The organism is Kitasatospora sp. NPDC005856, from assembly GCF_040629945.1.
Lineage (GTDB): Bacteria > Actinomycetota > Actinomycetes > Streptomycetales > Streptomycetaceae > Kitasatospora.
Genome location: NZ_JBEXWT010000014.1, coordinates 1 through 25,669, shown reverse-complemented (window position 1 = coordinate 25,669; position 25,669 = coordinate 1). Strand labels below are relative to the sequence as shown.

The window sequence follows — 25,669 nt, the reverse complement described above, 5'->3', positions numbered from 1 at the left end:
CCGTCCGTTCCGCTACGCGGCCGTCTGCAGCTCCCGGACCGGGGCCGGCGTGTGGACCACGGCCGGAGCCGCGTTGTCCTGCTCCGGCGTGAGGTACGGGCGCAGCCGCAGCGCCATGGCGACGACCAGCAGCGTGGAGCCCGCCATGGCCGCCAGGTAGAGCGGCCAGGTGCCGGAGCCGACCAGCAGCACGCCGACGGCCGGGCCGACCGCGACCGCGATCTGCTTCACCAGGGCGTACCCGGCGTTGTAGGTGCCGAGCAGCCGGGCCGGGGCGAGGTCCGCGACGATCGGGCCCATGGTGGGCGCGAGCAGCGACTCGCCGACGCCGAAGAGGGCGTAGATCGAGACGATGGCGACCGTGGCGGCCATGGTCTCGGTCCGGATCAGGCCGGCCACCAGGGCCATCGCCCAGGCGCCGAGCCAGACCACACCGGCCGCGGCCATCGCGGTGGTGCGGCGGCGCCGCGCGGTGATCCGCACCACGAACATCTGCAGCACCACGATGGTCAGCGCGTTGGCGCCGATCGCGAGGCCCAGGGTGGAGGGCGCGGTGCCGACGGTGTCGGTGGCGAAGGCCGCGACTCCGGACTCGAACTGGCCGTAGCAGGTGAAGAAGATCAGCCCGGCGAGCAGGCAGAGCCGCAGCATCGCCTTGTCGGCGACCAGCGCGCGCAGCCCCGTCGGGCCGTCGTTCTTCTCCTGGACGACGGTCAGCTGGACCATGGGCATCCGGGCGGTGCCGGTGACCAGGGCGAGGCCGAGGAACGTCACCGCCTCGATGGTGAACAGCCGGGTGAGGCTGGCCGGGTCGGCCACGTTCACGATCTGCCCGCCGACCAGGGCGCCGATGCCCATGCCCAGGTTGACCAGGGTGAACTGGAGCGCGAAGGCGTGCGAGCGGGTGGCCGCCGTGGAGCAGCGGACGATCATCGTGGCGAGGGCCGGCTGGCAGGTGGTGACACCCGCGCCGAACAGGAAGGAGGAGACCAGCAGGGCCGGGGTGCCGGTGGCGTGGCCGAAGGCGAACGCGCCGGTGGCGGCGAGCGCCGTACCGGCCAGCAGCACCGGGCGGGGGCCGTACCTGTCGATGCCGCGGCCGGTGAACGGCAGGACGGCGAGGGCCGCCAGCGCGAAGACGGTGAACACCATCCCGGCCGCCAGCGAGCCCAGCCCGCGCACCTGGTCCACGTACACGAACATGTACGGCATCGTGAACCCGCTGCCGAACGCACTGAGCGCGTTGCCGATCTGGACGCGGCGCAGCGGGCCGCCCGCTCCACGCCGCTGCTGCCTCTGCTGCTTCACCGTGCCGGTCACCGTGCACATCCCTTCCTGAGTTTCGACTGGAACTCTTAAGTCCAGAAGATTTCAGAGCTAAAGTTTGACGAGATAAAGTCTTAGCACCAGAAGAGTGCGGAGTCAAAGGCTTAAGGGGTGCATCCTCGTGCGACACTGTTCGGCATGACTACGGACAAGCCGCGGCCGGCTGACGGCAAGCCCGCCCCGGCCACCCCCCTGGAGTTCGGCATCGCCGAGCAGGTGGCCGTCTACCAGCGGGAATTCCCCACCGTCGACCCCCAGGTGGAGACGATCGTGCAGACCCTCAACCGGGTCTCCCGGCGGATGGGCGTGGCGTACGACCGGCAGCTGACTGTGCTCGGAATCACCTCCGCCGAGTGGGAGGTGCTCAAGGCGCTGGTGGTCTCCGGCAGCCCGTACCAGCTGGGGCCGGGCGAGCTGGCCAAGCGCCTCGGGCTCACCCCGGCGGCGATGACGCACCGGATCGACCGGATGGTGGCGGACGGCCTGGTCACCCGGGAGCGGGACGAGACCAACCGGGTGCGGGTGATCATCGAGCTCACCGAGACCGGCCGCGACAAGTGGCTGGAGTCGATGCGGATGGCCGCGGTCTTCGAGGAGGAGCTGCTCCAGGACGTCGCGGGCGAGGAGCGGGCCACGCTCTCCGCGATGCTGGGCCGGATGCTGCGGCGGATCGAGGAGAGCCAGCCGGACGCGCTCGGGCGCACCGCCGACCTGGACTAGGGCCGGTCCGGGCGCCTCGCCGGACGGACGTGCCCCGGGGGACCGGGGAACGCGAACGGGTCCGGCCCGCCGGGAGGATGCTCCTCCCGGCGGGCCGGACCCGTCGCTTCAGGTGCTGCGGGGATCCGTCGGGCCCCCGGTGGTCCGGTGGACCGTCAGCAGGGACCGTTGTCGGTCCAGACGCCCCACTGGCCGCTCAGGCTCGGGTCGTCGCCCTTGGTCCACCACTTGTTGGTGTAGTAGTGGCCCTTCCACGAGACCTTGGTGCCGCCGGCCGCGTAGGTGGTGTTCGCGTCCCAGCTCGGGGCGCTCGGGCAGGAGGCCGGGGTGGTCGGGGTGCCGGTCGGCGTGCCCGTGGGGGTGCCGGTCGGCGTGCCCGTCGGCGTGCCCGTGGGGGTGCCGGTCGAGGTCGGGGTCGGGGTCGGCGTGCCGGTCGGCGGGGCCGGGCAGGCGGACGCGGAGCCGTTGGTGGCGCTCACCATCTTGTCGAACAGGGCGGTCTTGGTGCCCAGGTCGTACAGCGAGAAGGCGAAGGAGCCGCCGAGGCCGTTGCAGTGCGCGTAGTCGAGCTTGGCCTGGATGGACCTGGCGTCCTCACCGCTCCAGAAGGTGTTGCCGTCGTAGAAGTACGTGGCCTGGGCGCCGTCGTCCCAGAAGGTCTTGGACGGGTTGTCGACGAAGCCCGAGAGCTCCTTGTACATCTGGATGCCGGGGACGTTGCCGGACATCGCCGCGCCGGCCGCCGGCTGGGTGGCGGGCTGGAACAGGCCGTGCTTGCCGTTGTCCTTCACGCCGGTCCAGCCGCGGTAGTAGAACGGCACACCCATGTTGATCTTGTTGGCGGGGAAGCCGCCGGGGATGCCGTACTCCTTGTCACCGACCGTCCACGCCTTGATGGCGTTGTCGATCGAGTACTTGCCGTTGCCCGGCTTGGCCGGGGTCGACGGGTCGTCCGGGGTCGAGTAGAGCGCGGACTGGTGGTTGGTCGGGCCCTGGGCGTCCCAGCCGCCGTGCATGTCGTAGGTCATGACGTCGAGGAAGGTCAGGTACTGACCGATCTTGTCGGTCTCGACGTTCATGATCTTGTCCTGGCCGGCACCGACCGCCGCCGACAGGCCGTAGGTCTTCTTGTCGGCCGCGCCCTGCGCGTCCAGCTGGGTGCGGAACTCCTTCAGCAGCGCGGTGAAGTTCTGCTTGTCCGCCGGGCTGGAGATGTTGCCGGTGTGGCCGCCGCCGCCCGGGTACTCCCAGTCGATGTCGATGCCGTCGAAGACACCGGCCGCCGACCCCGGGCCGCCGAAGCCGGCGTCCTTGGGCAGGTTGCCCTTGATGAACATGTCGATGCAGGACGACACCAGGTGCTTGCGCGAGGCGTCCGTGGCGGAGGCCGGCGAGAAGTACTTGGAGTAGGTCCAACCGCCCAGCGAGAGCAGGACCTTGAGGTTCGGGTTCTTCGCCTTCAGCTTCTTCAGCTGGTTGAAGTTGCCCGCGATCGGCTGGTTCCAGACGTCGCCGACGCCGTCGACCGAGATGTCCGCGCCGAAGCTCTTCTGGTAGTCGGCGAACGCGTCGCCCGCGCCGTCACCCGCATTGGGGTTGTTGTCGTTCCCGTCGGCGGCCTTGGTGGCCTCGAAACAGCCCAGGTCGGTCGGGTGGATGTTGGCGAACGAGTAGATCAGGTAGTCCAGGTTCTTGGCGACGCCGGTGTCCTGGATCGTCTTGGGGTAGTACGCGTTCGCGTAGACCGACCACTGGTCGAAGTAGGCGACCTTGATGCCGCCGCTGGTGGCGGGCGCACCGGTGGAGTTGGTGGTCGCGGCGTTGGCCGCGCCGCCGCCGGACAGCGCGAGGCCGGCGCCGAGCAGCAGGGAGGCGGTGGTGCCGGCCGCGATGGCGGCCATGCTCTTCGGGCGGCGTCGGCGGCCGGCCTGCGGCGCCGGGGTCCCGGCCCTTTCAATGCGTGAGCGCAGCATGGGTGCGTGACTCCTGGTTGTGGGGGTTCCCGTCGCCCCGGGGGGGCACGCGTCCGGGGTGGGGCCGGACGACCGGGACATGACAGGCATGGGTGGGGAATCGAGCGGGATCAGACCATGACGGACTACCGGGATGTGCCGAACCGGCGCCGGCCGCACGAGGCCGCCGACGCCGGTTCAGGGGCTCCCTGCACCTGGGCAATAAAAATGGACTAGACCAACTCGCCCGTCAAGGGGTGCCGTTGGGCCTTGAGGCCCGCTTAAGGTTCCACCCCCGCGCCGAGCTGGGCGGCCGCACCCTGAGCCGGCACCGGACTCACGGCAGGAGCCGGCACGGACTCGACGGAGGAGCCGGCGCCGGCCCCGGCGGCCGGGTCAGTAGCGGACGGCGTTGGCCACCTCGGCCTTGACCGTGCCGGAGAGGTCCCGGTGGGCGTGCGCGGTGACCTGGGTGCTCTGCCCGACCGCCAGGTCCTGGACGGTCACCGCGGTCGCGTCCAGCACGTTGCCGGACCCGTCGGTGAAGTTCAGCTGGATCACGTACCGGTACGACTGCTGCCCGTGGTTGGTGACGGTCAGCTGCACCTGCGGCTTGCCGTCCGAACCGGTGGTCACCGCCCCGGCGGTGACGTCCCCCTTGGCGTCCAGCCCGCCCTTGATCCCGGCGACCGCGGAGGAGGCCGCCGACACCGCCGCCGAGGCCTGCGCCTCGGCCGAGGCGATCGCGGATCCCGCCCCGCCGGCCACCGAGGCCAGCGCCGAGGCCGCGGAGGCGGCGGCGCTCGCCCCCTTCTCCACCGCGGCCGCCGCCGAGGAGGCCACGCTGCTCGCGCTCTGCCCGGAGGAGCAGCCCGCGAGCGCCGCCGCGCCGGCCACCGCCACGGCCAACACCCCTGCCACCACGTGCCGTTGGCGACGCAGCGGCGGTGCGTCCAGGTCCTGGGCGGTGACCCTCGGCGGGGTCAGGGCGCTCGCGCGGGTGAGCGGCTGGCGGTCCATGCGGTCCCTCGTTTCCGGTCGGCGCCGGGCTGCCCGGCACACCTCCAGGCCCACCCTCCGAGGGCCGTGGGGCCGCCGCCAGCAGGGCTGCTGCCTCCGGGTGAGCCGGGCCGCCGGGAGGGCTTCAGGACAGCCCCGAACCCTCCTGCGAGTCGGACTCCACCGCGGCCCGCTCCTCGCGCAGCCGCACCTGGTGCCGGCGCCGGGCGACGACGCCGTACGCCCCGGCGGCACTCGCCACGAAGGACACCAGGCCCACCCACGGCCGGTCGAAGACGTGGCCGGTCAGGTGGTCCAGCGAGTAGCGGCCGGCGCCGGCCAGGCCGAGCGCCAGCCCGGTCGCGCCGAGGAACGCCGGGTACTCGTAGCCGCCGGACATCGCGAAGAAGCCGGCCGGGGCGTGCACCGACACCGCGCCCGCCATCGTCCCGGCCACCACCGCGCCGGCCGCCGGGGTCGCCAGCCCGGCCACCAGCAGCGCGCCGCCGCCCGCCTCGCCGAGACCGGCCGCCAGCGCGCTCTGCCGGGCCGGGTGGAACCCCATCTGCTCCATGGCCTGGGTGGCGCCCTCCAGGCCGCCGCCCCCGAACCAGCCGAACAGCTTCTGGGTACCGTGCGCGATCAGCACGCCGCCGACCGCGCTGCGCAGGGCCAGCAGGCCCAGGTCCTTACGGTTCAGGCACATGTCGCATCCTCGCTTCCGCGGCGGAGTGGCCCCGCTCGCCGGCCGTCCTGACTCCATAGCAACCGAGGGCGCCCGTCCCTTCGACCCGGGGCCGCCATCCGGGCGAATTCGGCCGTGACCGGGAATGAACCGCCGGTGGGGAGAGCCACGCCACGCCCGGCCGCGGGGCGTGGCGGACCGGCCGCCCCGGGCCCCGCGGTCATGCTTGGCCCATGTTCGTCTTCAACCTGAGCAGCGCCTTCATCACCTTCTTCGCCGTGGTCGGCCCGCCGAAGACCCTGCTGGCCTTCGCCCGGCTGGCCGGGACCCGCAGCAACCAGGAGCTGCGCCGGCTGGCCGCGCTGAGCACGGCCATCGCGGCGGTGATCGGTCTGGTGCTCGGCTTCGGGGCCGACGAGCTGACCACGCTGTTCCACATCAGCGACCAGTCGCTCCAGCTCGCGGGCGGGGCGATCTTCTTCGTCTACGCCGTGGCCCTGGTCTTCGGCGTCCACCTCGGCTCGGACGCCGACGAGGACGAACACCTGGCGAACCCGCTGGTGGACGGCATCCGCGAACTGCTGCTGCCGTACATCGCCAGCCCGCTCGCCGTCACGGCCGTCATGGTCGCCTCGCTCAACCAGGACGACTGGAGCTGGAAGGCCGCCGTCTCCGGGGCGTACGTGGCCGTCGCGGTGATCAACTACCTCTGTGTGGCGGTGCTCGCGCCGCTGATGCGCCGCACCCACCGCACCTCGCTGGAGGTGCTGTCCCGGCTGCTCGGGCTGCTGCTGGCGGCGGTCGGCGTCGAGCTCTTCCTGGAGGGCCTGGCCGGGTTGGGGGTGCACCTGCCGGAGGGCCACTGAGCCCGCCCGGACCCGCGCCCGGGGCCGCGACGGACGGGCGCCGGGCGGGCGCCGGGCCGTGACGGGCGTCGAGCCCGGAATCCGCCCGGTCAGCCGGCCGCGAGGCGGGCCAGCACCTCGCCGATCCGCTCGCGCACCAGCGGGTCGGCGACCAGCCCGTCCGGGCCGACCGCGCCGCGCTCCAGCGGAAGCCGGACGCAGGCCTCGTCCAGCACGGCCGCGCCGGTGTAGCCGAGGACGGTGCGCAGGGTGGCCTCGGCGCCCAGGCCGCGGCCCGGGCCGGCGGCGTTGATCCAGCCGGTGGGCTTGTCCGAGATCTCTATCCCGCCGACCGTCCAGTCCAGCAGGTTCTTGAACGCGCCCGGCAGCGTCCCGGCGTACTCGGGGGTGCAGACCAGCAGCGCGTCGGCCGTCTCGATCGCGGCCCTCAGACCGACCACCGGCTCCGGCAGCGGGTCGGTGTCGTGGTCCGGGTTGAAGTGCGGCAGCCCGGCCAGCCCGCCGTAGTACGTGGCCCGCAGGCCCTGGGCGGCCGCCGCCACGGCGGCCGCGGTGCGCAGCACGGTCTCGTTGGTGGAACCGGCCCGCAGGCTCCCGGGCAGCAGCAGGATGTGACGCTCGTTCGGCATGCCGGGCAACCTACTCCTTGACGCCCGCGTCAAGGCCAGCCGCCATCCGCCATCCGCCATCCGCCATCGCCGACGACCGGCGGGGCGGCGGGGCGGCGGGGCGGCGGCGTTCAGCGCGGCACCACCGACCGCCAGGGCACCGGGCTGGAGAGGATCATCGAGCTGGACGGCTGGCCGTAGCCGCCGAGCCGGTCGCACACCGCCTCGAACTCGGCCATCGTCGACACCGCGACCAGCAGCACGCAGCACGCCCCGCCGGTGACCCGGTGCAGCTGGATCACCTCCGGCCAGGTCGGCACCTCCGGATCGCGCAGCACGCAGCGCGGGCCGTAGCACTGGATCTGGACCAGCGCGGTGATCGGCAGCCCGGCCCGGGTGAGGTCCACGTGGGCGTGGTAGCCGCTGATCACCCCCTCCGACTCCAGCCGGCGGACCCGTTCGGCCACCGCGGGTGCGGACAGGCTCACCCGGCGGGAGAGTTCGTTGTACGAGAGCCGGGCGTCGGACTGGAGCTCGGCGAGCAGACGGCGGTCGACGGCGTCCAAGGCGGCCTCCCCGGTGGTCGGGATCAAGGGATTTCCGTTCGTAAAGCGAATCGGCGGAACGCCTCGCGAACGACAGCCGCGACGGCGGTTGCGATGCCCGTCGACCATTCAAGCGGGGGGCACCGCCGCCGCACAATGGGCACCAGGTGGAACCCGGCAGTCCGGCTGGTTCACCGGACCGGGCGACGGGCCCGGAGGATCAGGAGGGATCGGGATGGGGCACGACACGGTGGAGAGGCCCAACCTGTCGTTCGGTCGGGGCGGAGCACCGGGTCGGGGCACCCCGTACTCCGAGTACGTGCGCCTGGAGGAGCTGCACGGCCTGCAGCACCCGCGCAGCAAGGAGCCGGCCGAGCTGTCGTTCATCGTCACCACCCAGGTGATGGAGCTGCTGTTCGACCTGCTGCGGCACGAGTGGACGCTCGCCCGGCAGGCGCTGCGCGAGGACGACCTGAGCGCCGCGCTGGCCGCGCTGCGCCGGGGCACCCACGTGCAGGACGTGCTGGTGGAGTCCTGGGACCTGCTGGCCACCATGACCCCGCACGAGTTCAACTCCTTCCGCTCGCTGTTCGGCGAGGCATCCGGCTTCCAGTCCTCCGCCTTCCTGCGACTGGAGTTCCTGCTCGGCAACAAGAACGCCGCGCTGCTGAAGATGTACGACGGGATGCCCGGCACCCAGGCCGAGCTGACCGAGGCGCTGCGCTCCCCCGGCCTGTACGACGAGGCGCTGGAACTGCTGGCGCGCCGCGGCCTGGCCCCGCACCGCGCGCCCTCCGAACAGCGCTACCAGCCCTCCGCGGAGGTCGAGGCGGCCTGGCGGCGGGTGTACACCGAGCCGGAGTTCGCCGCGCTCCAGCCGCTCGGCGAGGCCCTGCTGGACGTGGCCGAGCGGGTGACCCGCTGGCGCCAGCGCCACCTCTCGGCGGTCAAGCGGACCATGGGCGGCAAGCCCGGCTCGGGCGGCTCCAGCGGGCTGGCCTGGCTGCGCAAGTCGGCCGAGCAGGACGTGTTCCCGGAGCTGTGGACGATCCGGGACGGGCTGTGACCGGGCCGGCTGTGACGGAGCAGGCGGGGACGGGCCCGGCCGGGACGGAGCGGGCCGTGACGGAGCGGGCCGTGACGGAGCAGGCGGGGACGGGACGGGCAGGGACGGAGCGAGCCGTGAGCAAGGGGACCGAGGGGATGGGCATGACCACGCGCGAGGACTGCGCGGCGCTGGACGCCGTCGACCCGCTGGCGACGTTCCGCAAGGAGTTCGCCCTGCCGGACGGGGTGATCTACCTGGACGGCAACTCGCTCGGCGCGCTGCCGGTGCGCACCCCCGAGCGGGTGCGCCAGGTGGTCGAGGAGGAGTGGGGCCGGGAGCTGATCCGCAGCTGGAACGACGCCGGCTGGTTCGAGCAGCCGTACCGGCTGGGGCGGCGGATCGCGCCGCTGATCGGCGCCGGTCCGGCGCAGGTGGTCGTCTGCGACACCACCTCGGTCAACCTGTTCAAGGTGCTGTCGGCCGCGCTGCGGCTGCGCCCGGGCCGGCGCACCGTGCTCGGCGACGCCGAGGCCTTCCCGACCGACCTGTACATCGCCGAGGGCGTGACCGGTCTGGTCGAGGGCGCGCGCAGCGCGCTGATCCGCCCCGAGGAGCTGGACCGGCACCTGGACGGCGACGTCGCCGCGGTCGTCCTCTCGCACGTGGACTACCGCACCGGCGAGCTGCTGGACATGCCCGGCATCACCGCCCGGGTGCGGGCCGCGGGCGCCCTGATGATCTGGGACGTGTGCCACTCGGTGGGCGCACTGCCCGTCGAACTCGACGCCGCCGGAGCCGACTTCGCGATCGGCTGCACCTACAAGTACCTGAACGGCGGCCCCGGCTCGCCGGCCTTCCTGTACGTCGCCGAGCGGCACCTGGCGGCCGGCCCGCTCCAGCCGCTGAGCGGCTGGTTCGGCCACGCCCGGCCGTTCGCCTTCGAGCCCGGGTACGACCCGAAGCCGGGCATCGGCCGGTTCCTGACCAGTTCGCCCTCGCTGCTCGGCCAGGCCGCCCTCGGCGCCTCGCTGGACGTCTGGGAGCGGGTGGACCTGGCGGCGGTGCGGGCGAAGAGCCTGGCGCTGACCGACCTGTTCGTCTCGCTGACCGAGGGGCTGGAGGGCGTCGAAGTGGTGACCCCGCGCGAGCACGCCCGGCGCGGCAGCCAGGTCGCGCTGCGGCACGCCGACGGCTACCCGGTGGTGCAGGCGCTGATCGAGCGCGGGGTGATCGGCGACTTCCGCGCACCGGACCTGATGCGCTTCGGCTTCACGCCGCTCTACCTGTCGTACACCGAGGTCTGGGACGCGGCCCGGCAGCTGGCCGAGGTGCTGGAGAGCGGTGAGTGGCGGGCGGAGCGCTTCTCCCGGCGGGGCGAGGTGACCTGAGGCCGTCCCCGACGACGGTTCCCATTCCGCGAGGGCCCGCTCGAGGCGATCCCGGCAGACAGCCGGAAGCCCCGGGCGGGCCCTCGCGCGTACCCGCCCGCATCCGCGGACGCGGCCCCGTCCCGGACACCGGACAGCGGGTGGCAGTTATCGGTCATGGAATAGGAATAGCGCCCTCCGAATTCCGTCGAGCCAGGCCCGGACGGCCTCTTCGGATAATCGAACGAACATCCGCCGGGATCGGCGCCGGGACGTCCGACGAGGGGGCGCCGCGGATTATCCACGGGCCGTCAACACCACCCCCGGCCCTCCGGGGGGAAAAGGGGCGGCCCATCCGGCCGCGGGGGGCGCGAACGTGAACCCGGCACCACCGGGACTCACGTGGCGGGAGGGGGTGGCGAAGCCGGCCCCCCCGACATCTCCGCAGGCCCGGGGCCGACCACCCCCTCCAGCACCTCCTGCGGCACTCTTCACGAACCGTTCGTCAAATATCCTCGATACCCCCCGCCAGGGGCGACCAGCACCTTTGGCCGCCACCGTCAACCATGTCTGTCCAAAATGAATAGAACCGGAACGACCAGATCTCGATTGCATCACTAAAATTCGGTTAAAATCCCAGCTACGGCCACCCCGTCGAGCCGGTGTGATCCACATCACTCAAGGATTGACGTATGCCGTTCCCGGTCGACCTTGCTAGAGTTCCTTTCGGCACATTCAACTCAGCTGCCCGGCGAGAGGTGACGATACCGGCGACCGCTATCTCTGGTCAGTCATTCTCGCATATTGACTCTTTCGATCACCGGTGTCATTCCCGTTGGGAGCCTATTGGGGGAGGCCTGAGCTTGAGATATGAAATTCTTGGCCCTGTGCGCATTGCGACCGACGACGATTCACCGCCGGTCGGCACGCACAAGATGGAAATGCTCCTGCGGACCCTGCTGATCCGCAACGGCCAGATCCTCTCGCTGGACCAGCTGACGAGGGAGCTGTGGGGCGAGACACCGCCCGTCCGGGCCCGGGCGTCGATTCACGTGTACGTGTCACAGTTACGGAAGATCCTCAACCGTTTCTCCCGGAACGACGGGGTCATCACCACCCGCACCCCCGGCTACGTCCTGAACCTGGGGCACGACGAACTCGATCTGGAACTGTTCCTGGCCCTGTCGGAGAAAGGCCGGGAGCAGATGGCCGCGCACCGGTACGCCGCGGCGGTCCAGACCCTCGGCGAGGCGCTCCGGCTGTGGCGCGAGCCGGTCCAGGCCACGTCCTACGAGGGCCCGATCATCCGGGAGTTCGCCAACTGGGCGGAGGAGCTGCGGGTCGAGTGCCTCGAGATGCTGGCCCGTTCACTGCTCGCGGCGAACGAGACCAGCGAGGCCGTGCGCATCCTCTACGCGCTGATATCCGAGTACCCGCTGCGGGAGAAGTTCCACGCGTTCCTCATGGAAGCGCTCACCCTGTCCGGCCGGCGGGCGGACGCCCTGGAGGTGTACCAGACCGCCCGGAACCAGATCCGCGCGGAGCTGGGGCTGGAGCCGTGCCGCTTCCTCCAGGAGACGCACGAGTACATCCTGCACGACCGGCTCGACCACCTCAGCGTCGTCCGTGCCCGCCACGACCGGCTGGCACAGGCGCACATCGCCTGACCCCGCCAGCCCGTGGCGGGGCCCACCCGTTCAGCCGGAGGAGGCCAGTTGTGGGCAGCATGGACATCACCGAGATGTCGATTCCCGGCGCGTACCGGATCGGCACGAAACACGTTCCGGACCGCCGGGGTAAATTCTACGAGGCGTGGCGGGTCACCGAACTACTGGAACAGACCGGCCACCACTTCGAGATCCGACAGGTGAACTACTCGGTATCCAAGAAGAACACGGTGCGCGGAATCCACGGCACCACCATCCCCCCGGGGCAGACCAAATTGGTCACCTGCGTCCGGGGCGCGGCGCTCGACGTGGCCGTCGATCTGCGGGTCGGATCCCCGACCTTCGGAACATTCGACGTGACGCTGCAGGAGGCGGAATCGGGAATCGGTGTCTATCTCTCGGACGGCATCGGACACGCCTTCCTCGCGCTGACCGACGACACCTGTATGAACTACCTCTGCGGCGCCGAATACGTACCGGGCACCATGGTCGACATCCAGGCGTTCGACCCGGCCCTGGGCATCCCCTGGGACCGGCACCTGGACGGCCCGCCGATCATGTCCGACAAGGACGCGGCGGCACCGACCCTCGCCGAGGCCGCTGCGCAGGGCCTGCTCCCGACCTACGAGCAGGCCCTGGCGTTCACCGCCTCACTCGCCCGTTGAGGTGCCCCGCAACCGGCCCCAGCGGCCGTCCACCGACCGAAACCTTGTTCTAGGAGTTCCGATGGAGCACGCGGGGAATGCCAGACCGGTCCGAGTCGGGGTCATCGGATGTGCCGACATCGCCTGGCGGCGCACGCTGCCGGCCCTGGTGGCCGAACCCCTCATCGAGGTCACGGCCATCGCCAGCCGGCAGGAGAAGAAGGCCCGGCAGTTCACCGACCGCTTCGGGGGCACCCCGGTCGAGGGCTACGACAGCCTGCTCGAACGCGACGACGTCGACGCGGTGTACGTCCCGCTGCCGGCCGTCCTGCACGCCGACTGGATCGAGAAGGCGCTGCGGGCCGGGAAGCACGTGCTCGCGGAGAAGCCTCTCACCACCGACCGGACGCAGGCCGAGCGGCTCTTCCGGATCGCCGACGAGCAGGGCCTGCTGCTGATGGAGAACTTCATGTTCCTCCACCACCACCAGCACCGGCGGGTGGCCGACCTGCTGGCCGACGGCGTCATCGGCGAGGTCCGGTCGTTCGCCGCGAGCTTCACGATCCCGCCCAAGCCGCAGGGCGACATCCGCTACCAGGCGGCGGTGGGCGGCGGGGCGCTGCTGGACATCGGCGTCTACCCGATCCGCGCGGCCGGGCTGTTCCTCGGCCCGGGGCTGGACGTCGCGGGCGCGGTGTTCCGCCGCGAGCGGTCCCGGGACGTGGTCCTCGGGGGCAACGCCCTGCTGACCACCGACCAGGGCGTCACCGCGCAGCTGGTCTTCGGCATGGAGCACTCGTACACCAACAGCTACGAGTTCCGGGGCAGCCTCGGGCGGCTCTGGCTGAACCGCGTCTTCACGCCCCCGGCGACGCACCAGCCCGTGGTCAGCATCGAGCGGCAGGACCATCTGGAGCAGATCGTGCTGCCCCCGGACGACCAGTTCGCCAACATCGTCCGGGCCTTCGCCCAGGCGGTGCTGCGGGGCGAGCGCCCGCAGGAGTGGACCGAGAACTCGCTCCACCAGGCGTCCCTGGTCGACGCCGTGCAGGCGAACGCCCGGAACTTCGTCTTCTCCGCCGGGGACTGACGCCGGGCCGGTCGGCGCGAAGGGCCCGCCCTCGATCTCCTGGCATCCAGGAGAGCGAGGGCGGGCCCTTCGCCGTGCGCGGGTCACGGCGGGTCACCGCACTGGGGCACCGCACTGGGGCACCGCGGGGACGGACGACGCCCGCGGGCCGCGGACTCCCCCCTCCGGGGTCGTCCGCGGCCCGCGGGCGTCGACGGACGGCTGGTCCCTACCGACCGGCCGCAAGGTCGGCGAGCGTGGCGACCAGCTGCGTCGGGTCGGGCCGCGCCGCGTTCCGCTCGGCGAGCTCCCGGGCGGCGGGCCGCACCGAGTCCCCGTCGAGCAGTTCGGTGACGGTCGCGACGACGGACTCGGCGGTGAGCTCGTCGGGCCTGAGGGTCAGGCCCGCGCCGCTGTTGGTGAGCAGCTCGGCTCCGAGCGGCTGGGCACTGATCTGCGGGACGACCAGCTGGGGCACGCCGTTGACCAGGGCGGCCAGGACCGTCCCCGGGCCGCCCTGGCTGATCAGGGCGTCACAGGTCGGCATCAGCATCGACAGCGGCATCCAGTCGACCACCCGGACCTGCTCGCCCGCGTCGCCGAGCAGCTCCCGGCCGGCCTTGCCGAGCGCCGCCACGATCTCGACGTCGAGGCCGGCCAGCGCCTCGATCGCCAGCAGCGGCGGACGCAGCACCTCCGGCCCCATGAACTCGCTGGTGGTGCCCCAGGTGATGCAGACCCGCGGCCGCCGCTTCGGCTCGTCCAGCCAGTCCGGGGTGACGCCGGCGCCGTTGTACGGCACGTACCGCGCTTCCTGGCGCTTGGCCATCCGGATCGCGAGCAGCTCCTCCGGGCAGGGGTCCACCACGAGGTCCGCGTAGTCCGGGCCGAGTTCGACGTTCCAGGTGTCGAGGAACGCCACCAGGTCCTTGGGCCAGTTCTCGCGCGCCGTGCGCTCGGAGGTGAGGTCGGCCCACAGCTGGTCCGGCATCGGCCCCCAGGTGTGCAGGACCAGCGGGACCCCGGCGGCCTTGGCGATGGCGGGCGCGGCGAAGGCCGCCGGGTCCGCCACCACCAGGTCCGGCTTCCAGTTCTTGGCGAACGGGACCAGGTCGGCCACCACCGCCTCGGCGATCCGGATGTGCGGTACGACGATCTTGTCGATGCTCGGCGCGGTGCCCGGCGGGGTGCCGCCGTCCGAGTCGATGGACTTCTTCAGCTCGCTCATGAAGTCGGGGCCGCGGCCGACCTCGACGGCGGGCAGACCGGCCGCGGTGACGTCGCCCACCAGCGACGGCTGGACGGCGATCCGCACGTCGTGCCCCGCCGCGCGCAGCGCCCACGCCAACGGGACCAGGGGGTAGAGGTGCGACCGGAAGGTGGCCGCGGTGATCAGAACCCGCATGACAGGAACCCTTCGCAGTTGCCGGAGGCCATCAACTCGGACGGCGCCCGATGAGGTGGAACATGCGCGCCGTGGACGGGTAGGGCTGCCGGGCCGCCAGGGCGATCTCCAGCTCCTCCAGCCGGGCGAAGAACCGCGGGTCGTGCTTGATCTCGTTGTCCGCGATGAGGTTGCAGACGTTCATCACGCCGTGCGTGCCGACGACCTCGAGACCGGACTCGCGGTACAGCCCGGCGATCTCGGCGACGTCCAGGACGTCGATGTCCTTGCCGTACACGACGTTGGCCTTGGTCCGGGCGTCGACGGCGCGCAGGGCCGCTTCGAGGTCGAGCTCGCGGACCGCGGCCTCCAGCGGCACCGCGTAGGTGTTGGGGCAGACCACGGAGAGCAGCCCGCCCGGCTTGAGCAGGGTCGCGAGGCCCCGGAAGACCTCGGCCCGGTCCGGCACGTACTGCAGCAGGTTGTGGCAGAGCAGCAGGTCGAACTCCTGGCCCTCGAACAGCTTCGGGACGTCGTGCGCGTCGCCCTCGCGGACGTCGACGAGGTCGGACACCCCGCGCTCCTCCGCGAGCCTGCGCGCGCCCTCCAGGGAGACCGGCGCCACGTCGAAGACCGTCACCCGGTGGCCGGCCAGCGCCAGCCGGACGCCCTCCTTGCCGTTGCCGCCCGCGACGTCCAGCACGCGCAGCGGACCGTCCCCCAGGTGGCGGTCCAGGTTGGCGGCCACCACCGAATAGCGCAGCTGCCCCCACGGGGTTTCCTGCCAGTTCTGGAAATTCGCAAGGCGCTCGTCGAAAACCGCATTGTCGACCGCGCCGACGCTCTCGGCCATGCTACCTCCGGGGTGCGCTGGGCGACCGGGCGCTCGCCCGGTCAGGAACCGTCGTGATCTCCCAACGGATATCCCGGACGACTGAAGAGCCCCTAAAACCGGAGCGTCCGGCCGAGGTTTAGGACACCTTTAGCCGGACGCCCGAAACTCGGCCCATCCCTGTGCACTCCCCGGCGGTTGTCGGCACGTCATCCGAGCCGCCGCCGACCACCGTACCGCTCGATCCGGAGACGCGTAATGATAAATGTGACCCAGCCCAGTGTCGGGGCGGAGGAACTCGCCGCGATCGGCGCCGTGTTCGACAGCAAGTGGCTCGGTTCCGGGCCGCGGACCGAGGAGTTCGAGGCGCAGTTCGCCGAGCACCTCGGAGTGTCCTCCGACAACGTGCTGTTCCTCAACTCGGCGACCTCCGGTCTCTTCCTCACCATGGAGCTGGTCGGCGTCGGGCCGGGCGACGAGGTCGTCCTGCCGTCGAACGGCTTCATCGCGAACGCCAACTGCGTGGTCGACGCCGGTGCCCGCCCGGTGTTCTGCGACATCGACGACGAGACCCTCAACCCCCGGGTCGAGGACATCCTCGCCGTGCTCACCCCGCGGACCCGGGCCGTGATCGTCCTGCACTACGGCGGCTACCCCGGCGAGGTGGAGAAGATCGCCGCGCTCTGCGCCGAGCGCGGCATCGCCCTCATCGAGGACGCGGCCGTGTCGGTCGCCTCCAGCGCGCACGGCCGCCGGTGCGGCACCTTCGGGGACTACGGCATCTGGAGTTTCGACGCCCGCAAGGTCATCACCACCGGTGACGGCGGCATGCTGTACGTCCGGGACCCGGAGGGGGCCCGCCGGGCGCGCCGGCTGGCCTACCACGGCCTGGAGGACCGCAGCTCGTTCACCACCGCCGCCAAGTCCCAGCACCGGCACCTGTGGTGGAGCTTCGAGGTGGAGGACATCGGACGCCGCCTGGTCGGCAACGACATGACCGCCGCGATGGGCATGGTGCAGCTGCGCCGGCTCGGCGGGTTCGTCGACCGGCGGCGGGCCATCGGCCGGCGGTACGACCGGGCGCTGGCCGGCGTGCCGGGGATCCGCACCCCCTGCGCGCTGCCGGAGGGCCACGAGTCGACCCACTACTTCTACTGGCTGCGGTTCGACTCCCAGGAGATCCGCGACGGGGTCAGCGAGGACCTGCTCGCCCAGGGCATCTACACCTCCTGGCGCTACTACCCGCTGCACCGGGTCCAGCGGTACGAAGCCACGCAGAGCGTGCTGCCGGTGACCGACGCCGTGTCGGACACCGCCCTGCTGCTGCCCGCGCACCAGGACCTGCTCGACGACGAGGTCGACCAGGTCGCGCGCGAGGTCGTCAAGTCGGTCGAAGCCCGCCGCTGACCCGCGCGCCGGCGCCGGCCGGGCCGGCCGGGGACACCCGGTGCGGCTCCCGCGTCACGCCCTAGCCGGGGGCAAGACCGGTTTTAGCGGTCCCGGTGACCATGAACAGGACAGTGCCCGAACGGCCGTGACCGGCCATGTGAACGACCGAGGCCCCCCAGAGAGGAACGTACACATGGCCGTTGACGAGACCCGGGTGCGAAGACTCGACTCCATGACCGGGCTGCGGTTCTTCGCCGCCCTGAGCGTCTTCCTCTTCCACGCGGGATCCATGCGGGTGTTCCGCACCTCCACCCCGGAGCCCGACCCGTTCGCCCGGATCACCGCGCACGGCGGATCGCTGGGCGTCACGTTCTTCTTCGTGCTGAGCGGCTTCATCCTGACCTGGTCGGCGCGCACGTACGACACCGTCGGGCAGTTCTGGCGGCGGCGGCTGGTCAAGATCTTCCCCAACCACCTCGTGGGGTTCGCGCTGTCGCTGGTGCTCTTCGCCTCCGTCGGAGCGGCCGTGCTGCCGGCGGTGCTCAACCTGACGCTGCTGCACGCGTGGGTGCCGAGGATGGACACCTTCCTCAGCTTCAACTACGTGACCTGGTCCCTCTCCTGCGAGCTGCTGTTCTACCTGCTGTTCCCGTTCCTGCTGAAGGCGGTCCGGCGGATCCCCGCCGAACGGCTCTGGTGGGCGGTGGGCCTGGTCGTGGCCCTGGTGCTGTGCGTGCCCCTGGTGGCGGAACAGCTGCCGACCGAACCGAGGTTCCAGCTGGCACTGGGCGGCCAGGGCTTCCGCGAGCCGATCGTCCAGTACTGGTTCGTCTTCACCTTCCCGCTGGTCCGGCTGCTGGACTTCCTGCTCGGCATCCTGATGGCGCGAACCGTGCTGGAGGACCGCTGGATCGGCCTGCGGCGGCTCCCCGCGCTGGCCCTGCTCGTGGCCGCCTACGTCCTCGCGGACCACACCCCGTACCACTACTCGCTGAACGCCGTGCTGCTGCTCCCGATGGCGCTGCTCATCCCGGCGGTGGCGTGCCACGAGGCGAACGGGGGACGCTCGTTCCTGTCCGGCCGGCTGATGCTCCGGCTCGGGGAGACGTCCTTCGCGCTGTACATGCTGCACATCCTGGTGCTCGTCCGTGCCCGCCGGGAGCTCGGGTTCCGGACGGTCCTGTCCCCGCTCCACGGGATCGGCTGGATCCTGCTGACCCTCGTGGTCTCGCTGGTCGCGGCGCGACTGCTGTACGTGCTCGTGGAGCGGCCGGCCTCGCGGTACCTGGGCACCTCCCGGCGACGGCCGACGGCCGCGGGGCCCGGTCCGGCGGGCGCCCTGTGAACGAACGGAAAACGCCCGGTCCCAGTATTCCGACGCCCGATCCCAGGTAGCAGAGGTGCCGCCCGTGAAGGGAATCATTCTGGCCGGCGGAACAGGTTCGCGGCTCCATCCGCTGACCGCCGCCTTCTCCAAACAACTGCTCCCGGTCTACGACAAACCCATGGTCTACTATCCGCTGTCCACGCTGATGCTGGGCGGAGTGCGGGAATTCCTCGTCATCACCACCCCCACCGACGCCCCGATGTTCCGGAAGGTCCTCGGAAACGGCTCGGAAGTCGGCCTGGACATCACCTACGCCCAGCAGTTGCAGCCCGCCGGAATCGCCGACGCCCTCCGGATCGGCGCCGAATTCATCGGAACCGGACCGGTGGCGCTCATCCTGGGTGACAACATATTCTCCGGCGCGGACCTGCCGGACCTGCTCGCCCGGAGCCTGGCCGACGTCGACGGCTGCACCCTCTTCGGCCTCACCGTGCCCGATCCGCGCCCCTACGGAGTCGCCGAGAAGGACGCCGCCGGACGCCTGATCGGCCTGGAGGAGAAGCCGGCGCGGCCACGCAGCTCCGAGATCGTGACGGGCCTGTACGTCTACTCCGGCGACGTCGTCGACGTGGTCCGCGGCATCACTCCGTCGGCGCGCGGCGAACTGGAGATCACCGACGTCAACCGCGCCTACCTCGCCCAGGGCCGCGCCCGGATCCACTCGCTGGACAGCGGCACCAGGTGGCTGGACGCGGGCACCTACGACGGCCTGTTCGACGCGGCCGCCTTCGTCCGGGCCGAGGAGCAGCGCGGGGTGCGGCTCGGCTGCCTGGAGGAGATCGCGCTCCGCCTCGGGTACATCGACGCGGACGCCTGCTACGCGCTCGGCAGCAAGCACCGGAAGTCCGGCTACGGCCGGTACGTCATGGCGATATCGGGCAAGGCCGACTGAGCCGGGCACGGGGACGTGTCGTCGAACCACCGGCCGCACGTCGACGACCGCTGCCGCAGAAGTAGCGAACGACCGGACGCACCGACGACCGGGAGCACGGAACGCCGATGACCGCCGACGGAAAGAGTACGGAGCACACCATGTCCACACCGACGGCACACCAGACCCCGCCAACGGGACTCCGCGCGCCGGTCACCCCCGCAGGCCGCGCCCTGCTCGACCGGCTCACCGGCTACCTGCCGCAGATCCGCGCCACCGCGGCGGAGCACGACCGCGACGGCACCTTCCCCGTCGAGACCTTCGACGCCTTCCGCAAGGACGGCCTGATGGGTGCGACGGTGCCGGCCGAGCTCGGCGGTCTGGGGGTGGACCGGCTGCACGACGTCGCGGTCGCGCTCGTGCACGTCGCCCACGCCGACGCCTCCACCGCGCTCGCGCTGCACATGCAGTTCAGCCGGGGCATCACCCTCGGCTACGAGTGGCGACACGGCGGCCCCGAGGCCCGCGCCCTCGCCGAGCGGCTGCTGCGGATGATGGTCGCGGGCGAGGCCGTCGTGTGCTCGGGCATCAAGGACCACCACACGGCGGTCACCCGGCTGACGCCCGACGGCGCCGGCGGCTGGCGGCTGTCCGGCCGCAAGACCCTGGTGAGCATGGGGCCGATCGGCACCCACTTCGTCATCAACGCGAAGACGGAACTGCCCGGCGAGGCACCCCGGTTGATGTCCCCGGTGGTCACCCGCGACACCCCCGGGTTCAGCGTTCTGGACAACTGGGACGGCCTGGGGATGCGGGCCTCCGGCACGGTCGACATCGTCTTCGACGACTGCCCGATCCCGGCCGGTGACGTCTTCGTCCGCGACCTGGTCGGCGCCCGCAACGACGCGGTGCTCGCCGGGCAGACGGTCAGCTCGATCGGGATGCTCGGCGCCTACGTCGGCATCGCGCAGTCCGCCTACGACCTGGCGGTGGCCTCGCTCGCCCGCCGGTCCGAACCGGTGCCCGCCGCCGCGCGCACCCTGGTCGCCGAGCTGAGCGCCCGGCTGTACGCGCTGCGCTCCACCGTCGCCACCGCGCTCACCACGGCCGACGCCCGCAGTGCGGACCTGTCCGGGGACTCCGCCGAGCGCGGCCGGCAGATGATGCAGCCCTTCCAGTGCGCCAAGCTGATCGTCAACCAGCTGGCCCCCGGAATCGTGAACGACTGCCTCACCCTGGTCGGCGGCGCGTCGTTCACCGCAGCCCACCCGCTGTCCCGGCTCTACCGCGACGTACGGGCCGGCGGGTTCATGCAGCCGTACGCCTACGCCGACGCCGTGGACTTCCTGAGCACCCAGGCGCTCGGGATCGAGCGGGACAACGACTACATGAGCACCTGGGCGACCCGCGCCACCAAGGACGGAAAATCCGTGGATGCACCGCATCCTGACCCGATGTCACGGTGAGGAACATGACGACTCGTGTATGGGATTACCTTCCGGAGTACCGGGAGGAGAAGGCGGACCTGCTCGCGGCAGTCGAGACGGTGCTGGAGTCCGGACAGCTGATCCTCGGCAGAAGCGTGCACGGCTTCGAGGCCGAGTTCGCGCAGTACCACGAACTGGCGCACTGCGTCAGCCTCGACAACGGGACCAACGCCGTCAAGCTGGGGCTCCAGGCACTCGGCGTCGGCCCCGGCGACGAGGTGATCACCGTGTCGAACACGGCGGCGCCCACCGTGCTCGCCATCGACGCGACCGGTGCGACACCGGTCTTCGTCGACGTCCGCGAGGAGGACTTCCTCATGGACACCGAGCAGGTCGCCGCCGCGATCACCCCGCGCACCAAGGTCCTGCTGCCGGTCCACCTGTACGGCCAGTGCGTCGACATGGAGCCGCTGAGGCGGCTGGCCTCCGAGCACGGGCTGGCGGTCCTGGAGGACTGCGCGCAGGCCCACGGCGCCCGCCAGCACGGACGGATCGCCGGGACGATGGGCGACGCCGCCGCGTTCTCCTTCTATCCCACGAAGGTGCTCGGCGCCTACGGCGACGGCGGGGCCGTCCTCACCGACGACCCGGACATCGCCAAGGAACTGCGCCAACTGCGCTACTACGGCATGGACAAGGTCTACTACGTCGTCCGGACCCCCGGGCACAACTGCCGGCTCGACGAGCTCCAGGCCGAGATCCTGCGCACCAAGCTGCGCCGGCTCGACACCTACATCGAGCGCCGCCGGGAGGTCGCCCGCCGCTACCAGGAGGGCCTGGGCGACCTCACCGGGCCGGGCGGCCTGGTCCTGCCCTCCGTCACCCCCGGCAACGAACACGTCTACTACGTCTACGTCGCGCGCCACCCGCGGCGCGACGAGATCATCGACCGGCTCAAGCAGCGCGACATCGCCCTGAACATCAGCTACCCGTGGCCCGTCCACACGATGAGCGGGTTCGCCAAACTCGGCTACGCCCAGGGCTCGCTGCCGGTCACCGAGCGTCTCGCCGAGGAGATCTTCTCCCTGCCCATGTACCCGTCACTGCCCCCGGATCTCCAGGACAAGGTCATCAGCGCGCTGCGCGAGGTACTGACGGAGCTCTGACTCACCACCAAGGAGTTCGATCATGACCGATCCAGCCGATGTGACCGCACCGGTCGCCTGCCGCGTCTGCGGCGGCGACGTGACGGAGTTCCTCGACCTGGGCCGCCAACCCCTGTCCGACCGGTTCCTCGAACCCGACCGCACGGAAGGCGAGTTCTTCTACCGGCTCGCCGTCGGCCAGTGCGCCGCCTGCCGGATGGTGCAGCTGACCGAGGAGGTCCCCCGGGACCTGATGTTCCACGAGGAGTACCCGTACCACTCGTCGGGCTCCTCCGTCATGCGCGAGCACTTCGCCGGCCTCGCGCAGCGCCTGCTCGACACCGAACTGACCGGGCCCGACCCGTTCGTGGTGGAGATCGGCTGCAACGACGGCATCATGCTGAAGGCCGTCCAGGACGCCGGCGTGCGCCACCTCGGGTTCGAGCCCTCCAGCGGCGTCGCCAAGGTGGCGCAGGCGAAGGGGGTGCGGGTGCGCACCGACTTCTTCGAGGAGGCCACCGCCTCGGAGGTCCGCGCCGCCGAGGGCACGGCAGACGTCATCTACGCCGCCAACACCATGTGCCACATCCCGTACCTGGATTCGGTGTTCAAGGGTGTCGACGCGCTGCTCTCCCCCGACGGCGTGTTCGTCTTCGAGGACCCGTACCTCGGCGACGTGGTCGCCAAGACGTCCTTCGACCAGATCTACGACGAGCACTTCTTCGTGTTCTCGGCCGGCTCCGTGCAGGCCGCCGCCGAGCGGTTCGGTTTCGAACTGGTCGACGTGGACCGGCTGCCCGTGCACGGCGGCGAGGTGCGGTACTGGCTCGCCCGCCGGGGCGCCCGCACCCCGTCCGAGGCCGTCGCCCGGCTGCTCGCCGAGGAGGCCGCGCAGCAGCTCGGCGAACTCGCCACCCTGCGGGCGTTCGCGGCGAACGTCACCGCGATCCGGGACGACCTGAAGGCGCTCCTGACCCGGCTGCGGGCCGAGGGCCGCACCGTGGTCGGGTACGGCGCGACCGCGAAGAGCGCCACGGTGACGAACTTCTGCGGCATCGGCCCCGACCTCGTGCAGTTCGTCTGCGACACCACGCCGGACAAGCAGAACCGCCTGACGCCGGGCATGCACATCCCGGTCCGGCCGCCGACGGCCTTCAGCGAGTCCTACCCGGACTACGCGCTGCTGTTCGCCTGGAACCACGCCGAGGAGATCATGGCCAAGGAGCAGGAGTTCCAGCAGGCCGGCGGCCGCTGGATCCTGTACGTGCCCGAAGTCCACGTGGTCTGACGGCCGAACACCCCGCCGCGGCGGACACCGGGCGCAAGGCGCCGGGTGTCCGCCGCGGCGGCTTTTCCGCCGCCCCCGCGGCGCCGGCACCATCCCGAATTCCCCTCCCGCGCCCCGGCGGCCGCCCCTTTCTTAGGACCGGTTAAGGCCCGCTGGCCATGATTTTCCTGACGGTCCCGGAAGCGCCGGCCCGCCGTCACCGTCCGGAACGGGAGAACTGGAATCCATGTACCTGGAGAATCTCCGCGAGGTCTGTCACACCACGGTGCACCGTGAGACCCGGCCCGGAGTCGGGCACCACCTGACGTTCACCGAGGAGCTCTACGACGCGGACGGCGCGCTCGTGTCCACGTCGGAGGGCATGTCGGTGGTCTACGGGAACCCCGTGGACGGCGGCCTGATGCAGCTGATGACCGCCACCGAGACGCTCGCCGACGGGGTCATCAGCTGGACCGGCCCGGTCGCCCAGGAGGACCCGGACGGGGCCGAGTTCCGCGTCAACAGTTTCCCCGCGATCGGCGTCAGCGGACGCTACGCCGGAAAGACGGGAACGCGGACGTTCAAGTTCGTCGAACGGCCCGACGAACACACCACGATCTGCGTGGCGACCCTTTTCATGGAGGACTGAGCCGCGCGTTCCGGCGTTTCCCCGAGCGGCGAGGAAAAGACCTGGCCGCTCGGTTTCTCCATGTCACCCGACGATGTTCAGCTGTGCGAGGAAGGCGGCCAGGACCCATGCCCGACGACTTCACCGTCCCCGGGGGAGCCCTCCCCGAACAGGGCGCCGCGATCGCCATCGTCGGGCTGTCCTGCCGCCTGCCCCAGGCACCGGACCCGGCCGCGTTCTGGCAGCTGCTCGCACAGGGGCGCAGCGCCGTCTCGGCGACCCCGGCCGACCGCTGGCCCGGGGCGGACCGGGCGGCCGGACTCCGGCACGGCGCGTTCCTCGACGACGTCGACCGGTTCGACGCGGCCTTCTTCGGCATCTCCCCCCGCGAGGCCGCGAGCATGGACCCGCAGCAGCGGCTCATGCTCGAACTCTCCTGGGAGTCCCTGGAAGACGCGATGACCGTCCCCGCCGACCTGGCCGGCCGGGCCGTCGGCGTCTTCGTCGGGGCCATCGGCGACGACTACGCCGCCCTGAGGCGCCACCACGGCCCCGAGGCCGCCGACCGGCACTCGCTGACCGGCACCAGCCGCGGCATCATCGCCAACCGGATCTCCTACGCGCTCGGGCTGCGCGGCCCGAGCCTCACCGTGGACGCCGCGCAGGCCTCGGCGCTGGTCGCCGTGCACCTGGCCTGCGAGAGCCTGCTGTCCGGCGAGTCGGAGGTGGCGCTGGCCGGCGGCGTCAACCTCAACCTCGCGACGGCGGCCGCGGTCGAGACCGAACGGTTCGGCGGACTCTCACCGGACGGCCGCTGCTACACCTTCGACGCGCGCGCCAACGGCTACGTCCGGGGCGAGGGCGGCGGCTTCGTCGTCCTCAAGCCGCTCGCCCGGGCGGTCGCCGACGGCGACCGGGTCTACTGCGTGATCCGCGGCTCCGCGATGAACAACGACGGGGCGACGGACGGCCTGACCGTGCCCAGCGCCGAGGCCCAGCGGGACGTCATGCGGCTGGCCCACGACCGGGCCGGCCTCGCCCCCGGCACCGTCCAGTACGTGGAGCTCCACGGCACCGGCACCAGGGTGGGCGACCCCGTCGAGGCCGCCTCGGTGAGCGCCGCGCTCGCCACGGCCCGCACGGACGGGCCGCTACAGGTCGGCTCCGCCAAGACCAACGTCGGCCACCTGGAGGGCGCGGCGGGGATCGTCGGCCTCATCAAGACCGCGCTCAGCGTGCGGCACCGGCAGCTCCCGGCCAGCCTGAACTACGAGACGCCCAACCCGATGATCGACCCGGTCGCCCTCAACATCGAGGTGCGCACGGAGCCGGGGCCCTGGCCCCGGCCGGACGCGCCGCTGGTCGCGGGGGTCAACTCGTTCGGCATGGGCGGCACCAACTGCCACGTGGTGGTCGCCGAGCCGCCCCCGGCCGTCGGGGAGCCCACCGGGGGCCCGGCACCGGAGACCGGACCCGGCACCGGGGCCGCCGACGGCCGGGTCGTGCCGTGGGTGCTGTCGGCGCGGGACCGGACCGCGCTGCGCGCCCAGGCCTCCGCCCTGCGGACCGCCGTCGAGGAGCGGCGGCTCGACCCCGTCGACGTCGGCTTCTCGCTGCTGACCACGCGCTCGTCGTTCGAGCACCGCGCCGTCGTCCTCGGCTCCGACCGCGAGGAGCTCCTGCACGGACTGGCCGCGGTGGCCGGGGACGACCCGGCGCCCCTGGCGGTGACCGGCCGGACCGGCGACGTCCCGGGGAAGACGGTGTTCGTGTTCCCCGGCCACGGCACCCAGTGGCCCGGCATGGGCCTCGAACTCCTCGACACCTCACCCGTCTTCGCCGA

The 25,669-nt window shown here is 71.6% G+C and carries 23 protein-coding genes; 15 read left to right on the top strand and 8 right to left on the bottom strand.

Annotation, left to right across the window (positions count from 1 at the left end):
- Nucleotides 1-12: 12 nt before the first annotated feature.
- Complete coding sequence (locus tag ABZ449_RS11365; protein ID WP_360343867.1) at nt 13-1,320, bottom strand: MFS transporter; 1,308 nt, start codon at nt 1,318-1,320, stop codon at nt 13-15.
- Nucleotides 1,321-1,464: 144 nt separating this feature from the next.
- On the opposite strand from ABZ449_RS11365, the gene ABZ449_RS11360 reads away from it, so the two are divergent.
- Nucleotides 1,465-2,046 carry a MarR family transcriptional regulator gene (locus tag ABZ449_RS11360; protein WP_360343865.1) on the top strand — a complete coding sequence of 194 codons (582 nt, stop codon included), beginning with the start codon at nt 1,465-1,467 and terminating at the stop codon, nt 2,044-2,046.
- Nucleotides 2,047-2,201: 155 nt separating this feature from the next.
- On the opposite strand, the gene ABZ449_RS11355 is transcribed toward ABZ449_RS11360, so the two are convergent.
- The 3 genes from ABZ449_RS11355 to ABZ449_RS11345 form a co-directional block, all read right to left on the bottom strand.
- Entirely contained in the window at nt 2,202-4,019 is a 1,818-nt protein-coding gene (locus tag ABZ449_RS11355) for a glycosyl hydrolase family 18 protein (protein WP_360343862.1), read from the bottom strand.
- A gap of 375 nt (nt 4,020-4,394) precedes the next feature.
- The gene (locus tag ABZ449_RS11350) at nt 4,395-5,018 is read right to left on the bottom strand and encodes an FxLYD domain-containing protein (protein ID WP_360343859.1); all 624 of its coding nucleotides are present in this window, start codon (nt 5,016-5,018) and stop codon (nt 4,395-4,397) included.
- A 124-nt stretch (nt 5,019-5,142) separates the two neighbouring features.
- Complete coding sequence (locus tag ABZ449_RS11345) at nt 5,143-5,703, bottom strand: DoxX family protein (RefSeq protein ID WP_360343856.1); 561 nt, start codon at nt 5,701-5,703, stop codon at nt 5,143-5,145.
- Nucleotides 5,704-5,915: 212 nt separating this feature from the next.
- On the opposite strand from ABZ449_RS11345, the gene ABZ449_RS11340 reads away from it, so the two are divergent.
- Nucleotides 5,916-6,548 carry a MarC family protein gene (locus ABZ449_RS11340; RefSeq protein WP_360343853.1) on the top strand — a complete coding sequence of 211 codons (633 nt, stop codon included), beginning with the start codon at nt 5,916-5,918 and terminating at the stop codon, nt 6,546-6,548.
- Nucleotides 6,549-6,637: 89 nt separating this feature from the next.
- On the opposite strand, the gene ABZ449_RS11335 is transcribed toward ABZ449_RS11340, so the two are convergent.
- Both ABZ449_RS11335 and ABZ449_RS11330 read right to left on the bottom strand, forming a co-directional pair.
- Nucleotides 6,638-7,177, bottom strand: a complete 540-nt coding sequence (locus ABZ449_RS11335) for an NADPH-dependent FMN reductase (RefSeq protein ID WP_360343850.1) — start codon at nt 7,175-7,177, stop codon at nt 6,638-6,640.
- 110 nt (nt 7,178-7,287) lie between these two features.
- The gene (locus tag ABZ449_RS11330; RefSeq protein ID WP_360343847.1) at nt 7,288-7,749 is read right to left on the bottom strand and encodes an Lrp/AsnC family transcriptional regulator; all 462 of its coding nucleotides are present in this window, start codon (nt 7,747-7,749) and stop codon (nt 7,288-7,290) included.
- Nucleotides 7,750-7,936: 187 nt separating this feature from the next.
- Between ABZ449_RS11330 and ABZ449_RS11325 the strand changes: the two genes are divergently transcribed.
- From ABZ449_RS11325 to ABZ449_RS11305, 5 genes are all read left to right on the top strand, one after another.
- On the top strand, nt 7,937-8,767 hold the full coding sequence (locus ABZ449_RS11325) for a tryptophan 2,3-dioxygenase family protein (protein ID WP_360343844.1): 831 nt from the start codon (nt 7,937-7,939) through the stop codon (nt 8,765-8,767).
- A 143-nt stretch (nt 8,768-8,910) separates the two neighbouring features.
- Nucleotides 8,911-10,137, top strand: coding sequence for a kynureninase (kynU, locus tag ABZ449_RS11320; RefSeq protein WP_360344293.1), 1,227 nt, complete (start codon nt 8,911-8,913; stop codon nt 10,135-10,137).
- Nucleotides 10,138-11,057: 920 nt separating this feature from the next.
- A complete protein-coding gene (locus ABZ449_RS11315; RefSeq protein ID WP_360343841.1) occupies nt 11,058-11,783 on the top strand; it encodes an AfsR/SARP family transcriptional regulator in 726 nt (241 codons plus the stop codon).
- 59 nt (nt 11,784-11,842) lie between these two features.
- The gene (locus ABZ449_RS11310) at nt 11,843-12,448 is read left to right on the top strand and encodes a dTDP-4-dehydrorhamnose 3,5-epimerase family protein (protein ID WP_360344290.1); all 606 of its coding nucleotides are present in this window, start codon (nt 11,843-11,845) and stop codon (nt 12,446-12,448) included.
- Nucleotides 12,449-12,509: 61 nt separating this feature from the next.
- The gene (locus tag ABZ449_RS11305; RefSeq protein ID WP_360343838.1) at nt 12,510-13,517 is read left to right on the top strand and encodes a Gfo/Idh/MocA family oxidoreductase; all 1,008 of its coding nucleotides are present in this window, start codon (nt 12,510-12,512) and stop codon (nt 13,515-13,517) included.
- 208 nt (nt 13,518-13,725) lie between these two features.
- On the opposite strand, the gene ABZ449_RS11300 is transcribed toward ABZ449_RS11305, so the two are convergent.
- Entirely contained in the window at nt 13,726-14,901 is a 1,176-nt protein-coding gene (locus ABZ449_RS11300; RefSeq protein ID WP_360343835.1) for a nucleotide disphospho-sugar-binding domain-containing protein, read from the bottom strand.
- 31 nt (nt 14,902-14,932) lie between these two features.
- Complete coding sequence (locus ABZ449_RS11295) at nt 14,933-15,733, bottom strand: methyltransferase domain-containing protein (RefSeq protein ID WP_360343832.1); 801 nt, start codon at nt 15,731-15,733, stop codon at nt 14,933-14,935.
- Nucleotides 15,734-15,970: 237 nt separating this feature from the next.
- Here ABZ449_RS11295 and ABZ449_RS11290 point away from each other — a divergent pair, with 237 nt between their 5' ends.
- The 8 genes from ABZ449_RS11290 to ABZ449_RS11255 form a co-directional block, all read left to right on the top strand.
- The gene (locus tag ABZ449_RS11290; RefSeq protein ID WP_360343829.1) at nt 15,971-17,119 is read left to right on the top strand and encodes a DegT/DnrJ/EryC1/StrS family aminotransferase; all 1,149 of its coding nucleotides are present in this window, start codon (nt 15,971-15,973) and stop codon (nt 17,117-17,119) included.
- A 175-nt stretch (nt 17,120-17,294) separates the two neighbouring features.
- A complete protein-coding gene (locus tag ABZ449_RS11285; RefSeq protein ID WP_360343826.1) occupies nt 17,295-18,446 on the top strand; it encodes an acyltransferase in 1,152 nt (383 codons plus the stop codon).
- A 64-nt stretch (nt 18,447-18,510) separates the two neighbouring features.
- Entirely contained in the window at nt 18,511-19,380 is an 870-nt protein-coding gene (rfbA, locus tag ABZ449_RS11280; protein ID WP_360343824.1) for a glucose-1-phosphate thymidylyltransferase RfbA, read from the top strand.
- A gap of 140 nt (nt 19,381-19,520) precedes the next feature.
- On the top strand, nt 19,521-20,825 hold the full coding sequence (locus ABZ449_RS11275; RefSeq protein WP_360343821.1) for an acyl-CoA dehydrogenase family protein: 1,305 nt from the start codon (nt 19,521-19,523) through the stop codon (nt 20,823-20,825).
- 5 nt (nt 20,826-20,830) lie between these two features.
- Nucleotides 20,831-21,952, top strand: coding sequence for a DegT/DnrJ/EryC1/StrS family aminotransferase (locus tag ABZ449_RS11270; RefSeq protein ID WP_360343818.1), 1,122 nt, complete (start codon nt 20,831-20,833; stop codon nt 21,950-21,952).
- A gap of 22 nt (nt 21,953-21,974) precedes the next feature.
- Entirely contained in the window at nt 21,975-23,219 is a 1,245-nt protein-coding gene (locus tag ABZ449_RS11265; protein ID WP_360343815.1) for a class I SAM-dependent methyltransferase, read from the top strand.
- 226 nt (nt 23,220-23,445) lie between these two features.
- Nucleotides 23,446-23,847 carry a hypothetical protein gene (locus ABZ449_RS11260; protein ID WP_360343812.1) on the top strand — a complete coding sequence of 134 codons (402 nt, stop codon included), beginning with the start codon at nt 23,446-23,448 and terminating at the stop codon, nt 23,845-23,847.
- Nucleotides 23,848-23,954: 107 nt separating this feature from the next.
- Nucleotides 23,955-25,669: beta-ketoacyl synthase N-terminal-like domain-containing protein (locus tag ABZ449_RS11255; protein WP_360343809.1), on the top strand; the 1,715-nt coding region annotated here is incomplete at its 3' end.